Origin of the sequence: Streptomyces similanensis (assembly GCF_039543625.1) — a bacterium.
Taxonomy (GTDB): Bacteria; Actinomycetota; Actinomycetes; order Streptomycetales; family Streptomycetaceae; genus Streptomyces; species Streptomyces similanensis.
This window is the reverse complement of record NZ_BAABKC010000071.1, coordinates 54842-61253: the sequence shown is the minus strand read 5'-3', so window position 1 is coordinate 61253 and position 6412 is coordinate 54842. Positions and strand designations below refer to the sequence as shown.

5 protein-coding genes and 1 rRNA gene are annotated in these 6412 nt (G+C 70.5%); 1 reads left to right on the top strand and 5 read right to left on the bottom strand.

The window, feature by feature from the left end:
• Together ABEB07_RS23865 and ABEB07_RS23860 are read right to left on the bottom strand one after the other, a co-directional pair.
• Nucleotides 1-59, bottom strand: a 16S ribosomal RNA gene (locus ABEB07_RS23865); the annotation flags it as partial.
• A 567-nt stretch (nt 60-626) separates the two neighbouring features.
• Nucleotides 627-1634, bottom strand: coding sequence for a stage II sporulation protein M (locus tag ABEB07_RS23860; RefSeq protein ID WP_164582269.1), 1008 nt, complete (start codon nt 1632-1634; stop codon nt 627-629).
• Between the two features lie 131 nt (nt 1635-1765).
• On the opposite strand from ABEB07_RS23860, the gene ABEB07_RS23855 reads away from it, so the two are divergent.
• Nucleotides 1766-2728 carry an RDD family protein gene (locus tag ABEB07_RS23855; protein WP_345670206.1) on the top strand — a complete coding sequence of 321 codons (963 nt, stop codon included), beginning with the start codon at nt 1766-1768 and terminating at the stop codon, nt 2726-2728.
• A gap of 38 nt (nt 2729-2766) precedes the next feature.
• On the opposite strand, the gene ABEB07_RS23850 is transcribed toward ABEB07_RS23855, so the two are convergent.
• The 3 genes from ABEB07_RS23850 to ABEB07_RS23840 all read right to left on the bottom strand — a co-directional run bounded on the left by ABEB07_RS23850 (nt 2767) and on the right by ABEB07_RS23840 (nt 6387).
• The gene (locus ABEB07_RS23850; RefSeq protein ID WP_345670205.1) at nt 2767-3384 is read right to left on the bottom strand and encodes a hypothetical protein; all 618 of its coding nucleotides are present in this window, start codon (nt 3382-3384) and stop codon (nt 2767-2769) included.
• Nucleotides 3385-3622: 238 nt separating this feature from the next.
• Nucleotides 3623-5080: an adenosylhomocysteinase gene (ahcY, locus tag ABEB07_RS23845; protein WP_164582273.1), complete on the bottom strand. Its 1458-nt coding sequence runs from the start codon at nt 5078-5080 to the stop codon at nt 3623-3625.
• 326 nt (nt 5081-5406) lie between these two features.
• Nucleotides 5407-6387: a cation diffusion facilitator family transporter gene (locus tag ABEB07_RS23840; protein WP_176149241.1), complete on the bottom strand. Its 981-nt coding sequence runs from the start codon at nt 6385-6387 to the stop codon at nt 5407-5409.
• Nucleotides 6388-6412 lie beyond the last annotated feature (25 nt).

Genomic DNA, 6412 nt, shown 5'->3' with positions numbered 1-6412 from the left:
TGCATGTGTTAAGCACGCCGCCAGCGTTCGTCCTGAGCCAGGATCAAACTCTCCGTGAATGTTTTCCCGACTGTGCTTAATTAAAAGCGGCGGGTCGACACCACGAGAGCGGAACAGTCGAGCGGAATAGGCTCGACCGTTCACAGCGTCCTCGCTGTGTTTTTTCAAAGGAACCTCGTCCCAGCTGATGCTGGAGACGGGGTATCAACATATCTGGCGTTGACTTTTGGCACGCTGTTGAGTTCTCAAGGAACGGACGCTTCCTTTGTACTCACCCTCTCGGGCTTTCCTCCGGGCTTTTCCCTTCGGTCTTGCGTTTCCGACTCTATCAGATCTTTCCGATCCGATTTCCTCGGTGCTTTCCAGGTTCCCGCTTTCGCGTTTCCCTTTCCGGCGGTTCCGACTTTATCAGAAGTTTCGCGCCGGTCTGACCGGCTGTTGTTTCCGATTCATCGGGGGGCTTCCATGAAATCGATGATTTCAGAAGCGGATAGATGTTCACAATCGCCCGTGCGGATCAGATCCAGCTCCAGGCAACTGTTCGAATCTACCTCCCCTCCGGCTCCGTGTCAACGGCTCCGGTGGGGCGAAGAGGAGACTAGCAGCTCAGAAGCCGCGCACGCACATCACGCCGCCGTCGGCACGGCGGCGCTGCGTTCGGCGGCCGCCAGGTCACCGGTGTCGCCGGCGCGTACGGCACGGCCGCCGAGGACGTAGACGTAGGCCAGGAAGGCCAGTTCGGCGACGATGCCGATGGCTATGCGGGCCCAGGTGGGCAGGCCGGACGGGGTGACGAAGCCTTCGATGGCTCCGGAGACGAAGAGGACGAGGGCGAGTCCGATGGCCATGCCCACGGCGGCCCGGCCCTCCTCGGCCAGGGCCGTGCGCCGGGAGCGCGGGCCCGGATCGATCAGCGTCCAGCCGAGGCGCAGCCCCGTGCCGGCGGCGACGAAGACCGCGGTCAGTTCGAGCAGGCCGTGCGGAAGGATCAGGCCGAGGAAGGTGTCGAGCCGGCCCGCCGAGGACATCAGGCCGATGCCGACCCCGAGGTTGAGCATGTTCTCGAACAGGATCCACAGGACCGGCAGCCCAAGGAAGACGCCCAGGACCAGGCACATGGCGGCGGCCTGCGCGTTGTTCGTCCACACCTGGGCGGCGAAGGCCGTGGCGGGATGGCTGGAGTAATAGGTCTCGTACTCGCCGCCGGGCCGGGTCATCCGGCGCAGCTCGTCGGGGGCCGCGATCGCCGCCTGCACTTCCGGGTGCGCGGCGATCCACCAGCCCAGCAGGGCGGCGACGACCGTGGACAGGAGTGCCGTGGGCACCCACCAGTGGCGTGCCCGGTAGACGGCGGCCGGGAAGCTCTCCAGCAGGAACCGGGTGACGTCGCGCCACGACGCCTTGCGGGTGCCTGTGACCGTACTGCGCGCGCGGGCCACCAGCTGGCTGAGCCGGCCGGTCAGCTGCGGGTCGGGGGCGCTGGACTGGATGAGGGAGAGATGGGTGGCCGCACGCTGGTAGAGGGCGACGAGCTCGTCGGCCTCCCCGCCGGTGAGGCGACGGCGGCGGCGCAGCAGGGCGTCGAGGCGGTCCCACTCGGCTCGGTGGGCGGAGACGAAGACGTCCAGGTCCATCGGGTCTGCCTGCTCCTCGGCTGGTTGTTCGACTGCCCGTGGGATGCGTCAGCTTGTCCTACTGCGGCGCGACGGGACTCAGCTTGGCAGACTGGCGGTCCGCGGGGCAGGTCAGGGGAAGGACGACGGGCGTGAGCGAACTGGTCACGGGTGAGGCGGTGGCGCTGGAGCTGCGCCCGGCGCGGCTGCCCAGCAGGATGCTGGCCGTGCTGCTGGATCTGGCCGTGGCCGGGTCGGCGTATGTCGCCGTGTCCCTGGGGGTGGTGGTCGCGACGGCCTCGATGGACGACGCGGCGCGGATCGCGCTGTCGATCGCGAGCTTCCTGCTGGTGCTGGTGGGCGGTCCGATCGCGGTGGAGACGCTCAGCCACGGGCGTTCGCTCGGGAAGCTGGCGTGCGGGCTGCGGGTGGTGCGGGACGACGGCGGGCCGATCCGGTTCCGGCACGCGCTGGTGCGCGGCGCGATCGGCGTGGTGGAGATCCTGATGACGCTGGGGGTCATCGCCTGCGTCGCCTCGTTCGTGTCGGCGCGCGGGCGTCGGCTGGGTGACGTGTTCGCGGGCACCCTGGTCGTGCGGGAGCGGGTGTCCGGCGGGCAGGCGTCGCCCGTTCCGCTGCCGCCGCCCTGGCTGGCCGGGCGGTTCCAGGCGCTCGACCTGTCGGCGGTGCCGGACGGGCTGTGGCTGGCGGTCCGGCAGTACCTGACGCGGATGCACCAGCTGGATCCGCGGGTGGGCTGGAGCATGGCGCAGCGGCTGGCCACCGAGCTGGCGGCCCGTACCGGCGCTCCGGTGCCGCCCGGGGCGCCGCCGGCGATGTATCTGGCGGCGGTGTTGCAGGAACGGCAGGTCCGGGAGGCCAGGCGGGCGTTCGGCGACGCCTCTCCCGTATCGGGGGCCCCAAGGGTGTCTTCGGTTCCGCAGGCTCCCGTGGACCATCGGGCATCTGTGGTCCCAGCGGTACCGGCCGCGTGGGAAGACGTGCCCGCGGCTCCGGACGTGCGTGCCGCTCCGCGGGTGTCGTCCTCCGCCCAGGGGGCTCAGGGCGGGGAGCCGTCGCGGCGGGGCGGGACCGGGTTCGTGCCGCCCGCCTAGCCGGGAGGGTGGGGGCCTGCCGGTTCTTCGGCGGCCGGTCAGGCGGGGAAGTCCGACGGGGGTGACCGGAGGTCGTCCAGCTCGACGCCGGGGGCGGCGACCACCACGTCGCCGGCCAGGTGGACGGTGTGCCGTTCGCCCGTGTCCAGGGCTGTGACCTGGTACGCGTCCACGATCAGGGGACCGTTGTCAGTGGTGTGTGCTTGTCTTTCCGTCAGAGCCCAGGACTGGTCCACGGTGAGGGGGGCGAGGACCGGTTCGGTGAAGTCGACGAGGCGTACGCGGGTGGCCGCGGCGGAGGGGGTGAGGCGCAGGAGACGGGCGGTGGCGACGAGGAACGCGGGGGACGTGCCGGTGAAGGCGTGGGCGCGCACATTGCCTTCGGTGGCCCGCGTCCCGGTGGGGTCGGTGCGGACCCAGGTGACGCCGTCCAGGGCGGCGCCGCGCACCTGCCAGCCGCCGGCGTGCAGTTCGAGGCGGAGGGGGCGGCCGAGTTCGTCGAGGGCGAGGTCGACGGAGCCCCGGTGGTCGCCCTCGGGCGTGGTGACCTGGGAGACGTAGCGCCAGCCGGAAGGGCCGGGGGCGCACTGGAAGTGCTCGTGTGCGAAAGGGGTGTGGTCGTGCGGATCGAGGAGCGCATAGCGGCCGCGGGGCATGGGGGTCCTGGGTTCTGAGGGGCGGGGCCCGGCGGGGTCCGCTGCCGGGTCTGTCCGGTCGCCTCGGTGAGCCGGTCCGGCGTGCGTGACGGCCGCCGGTCCGCCCGGGAGAGCCGGGAGAGCCGGGAGACCCGAGAAGGCCGGGAGAACCGGGGAAGGGGCAGGCCCCCGGCACGGGGGTGCGGGGGCCTGCCTTTCCGGGACCTGGGCGAGACGCGGGAAGCGGCTCGGCCGGTGGTCAGTAGCGGTAGTGGTCGGACTTGTACGGGCCGTCGACCTCGACGCCGATGTACGCGGCCTGCTCGGGGCGCAGCGTGGTGAGCTTGACGCCGAGCGCGTCCAGGTGAAGGCGGGCGACCTTCTCGTCGAGGTGCTTGGGCAGCACGTAGACGCCGGTCGGGTACGCGTCGGGCTTGGTGAACAGCTCGATCTGGGCCAGGGTCTGGTCCGCGAAGGAGTTGGACATCACGAACGACGGGTGGCCGGTGGCGTTGCCCAGGTTCAGCAGGCGGCCCTCGGACAGCACGATGAGGACCTTGCCGTCGGGGAAGGTCCAGGTGTGGACCTGCGGCTTGACCTCGTCCTTGACGATGCCGGGGATTTTGGCGAGGCCGGCCATGTCGATCTCGTTGTCGAAGTGGCCGATGTTGCCGACGATGGCCTGGTGCTTCATCTTCGCCATGTGCGAGGCGAGGATGATGTCCTTGTTGCCGGTGGTGGTGACGAAGATGTCGGCCGTCTCGACGACGTCTTCCAGGGTGGTGACCTGGTAGCCGTCCATCGCCGCCTGGAGGGCGCAGATCGGGTCGATCTCGGTGATGATCACGCGGGCGCCCTGGCCGCGCAGGGACTCCGCGCAGCCCTTGCCCACGTCGCCGTAGCCGCAGATGACGGCGGTCTTGCCGCCGATGAGGACGTCGGTGGCGCGGTTGATGCCGTCGACCAGGGAGTGCCGGCAGCCGTACTTGTTGTCGAACTTCGACTTCGTCACCGCGTCGTTGACGTTGATCGCCGGGAAGAGGAGGGTGCCGTCGCGCTGCATCTCGTACAGGCGGTGGACGCCGGTGGTGGTCTCCTCGGTGACGCCGCGGATCTCGGAGGCCAGCTCGGTCCACTTCTGGGGGTTCTCGCCCAGGGTGCGGGTCAGCAGCTGGAGGATGACGCGGTGCTCGTCGGACTCGGCGGTGTCGGGCGAGGGGACCTTGCCGTCCTTCTCGTACTGGACGCCGTTGTGGACGAGGAGGGTGGCGTCGCCGCCGTCGTCCAGGATCATGTTCGGGCCGCCGGTGGGGCTGTCCGGCCAGGTGAGCGCCTGCTCGGTGCACCACCAGTACTCGTCCAGGGTCTCGCCCTTCCAAGCGAAGACCGGGACTCCCTTGGGGTCCTCGGGGGTGCCGTCGGGGCCGACCGCGATCGCGGCGGCGGCGTGGTCCTGGGTGGAGAAGATGTTGCAGGACGCCCAGCGGACGCGGGCGCCGAGGGCTACCAGCGTCTCGATGAGGACGGCGGTCTGGACGGTCATGTGCAGGGAGCCGGTGACGCGGGCGCCGGCGAGGGGCTGGGCCTCGGCGTACTCCTTGCGGATCGCCATCAGGCCGGGCATCTCGTGCTCGGCGAGAGTGATCTCCTTGCGGCCGAACTCGGCCAGGGACAGGTCGGCGACCTTGAAGTCCTGTCGGTTGTCGACAGTCGTCATGAGGTGCTGCTCCTCGGTGGTTGGGGCGAGGTGGGTACGGCTGACCTGCGCGGCGGCGGACACAGGGGTGCCCCCGGAAGGACACGGGCAGGCCCGCGTGCGCGCAGCGCAGTCCGTCGGAGGCCCTCTCTCCCTCGGACGGTCCGTCATCGGACCGCCCGACCGCCATCAGCAGCGACGTCTGGCTCCGTCCCAAGCTACACCGGAGCGCGCCGCCGCCCCCAGTCCGCCGGCGAACGGATCCGGCCGTTCGTGGCCGGACCGGGGACGCCGACGGGGCCCGCCGGTGGTCGGCGGGCCCCGTCGGTGCGGGCCGGTCGGTGGGGTCAGTGGCCGCCGGTGTGCGGGGTGGGGCCGCCCGGGGTGGCCTCCGGGTCCGCTCCCCTGGCGGCCTCGGCCTCGCTGTAGACGTCCGGTTCCAGGTAGATCACCCGGGCGATGGGGACGGCGGCGCGGATGCGGGCCTCGGCGGCGTCGATGGCTGCGGCGACCTCGGCGGCGGTGTCGTCGTGGCGTACGGCGATCTTCGCGGCGACCAGCAGTTCCTCGGGGCCGAGGTGCAGGGTGCGCATGTGGATGATGCGGGTGACGCTGTCGCCGTCGACGGTGGCGGCCTCGATCTGCTGGACCACCTCGACGCCGGCGGCCTCGCCGAGCAGCAGCGACTTGGTCTCGGCGGCCAGGACGAGGGCGATGGCGACCAGCAGGACGCCGATGCAGACGGTGCCGACGCCGTCCCAGACGCCGTCGCCGGTGAGCAGGGAGAGTCCGACGCCGCCGAGGGCGAGGACGAGTCCGATCAGCGCGCCGAAGTCCTCCAGCAGGACGACGGGCAGCTCGGGCGCCTTGGCGCGGCGGATGAACTGCCCCCAGGACAGCTTGCCGCGCAGTGCGTTGGACTCCTTGATGGCGGTGCGGAAGGAGAAGCCCTCGGCGCAGATCGCGAAGACGAGGACGGCCACCGGCCAGTACCAGTTCTTCAGCTCGTGCGGGTGGCTGATCTTCTCGTAGCCCTCGTAGATCGCGAACATGCCGCCGACGGAGAACAGCACGATGGAGACGAGGAAGGCGTAGATGTAGCGCTCGCGGCCGTAGCCGAACGGGTGCTGCGGGGTCGCCTCGCGCTGGGCCTTCTTGCCGCCGATGAGCAGCAGGAACTGGTTGCCGGAGTCGGCGAGCGAGTGCACGCCCTCGGCGAGCATCGACGAGGAGCCGCTGAAGGCGAAGGCCACGAACTTCGATACCGCGATCGCGAGGTTGGCGCCGAGTGCCGCCGCGATCGCCTTGGTGCCGCCTGACGCGCTCATGTGTTCGGGTTGTCCCTTCGCCTTC

Coding starts and splice junctions, on each gene's coding strand:
- ABEB07_RS23840 (WP_176149241.1), bottom strand. CDS start 6,387: ATGAGCGCGTCAGGCGGCACCAAGGCGATCGCGGCGGCACTCGGCGCC.
- ABEB07_RS23850 (WP_345670205.1), bottom strand. CDS start 3,384: ATGCCCCGCGGCCGCTATGCGCTCCTCGATCCGCACGACCACACCCCT.
- ABEB07_RS23860 (WP_164582269.1), bottom strand. CDS start 1,634: ATGGACCTGGACGTCTTCGTCTCCGCCCACCGAGCCGAGTGGGACCGC.
- ahcY (WP_164582273.1), bottom strand. CDS start 5,080: ATGACGACTGTCGACAACCGACAGGACTTCAAGGTCGCCGACCTGTCC.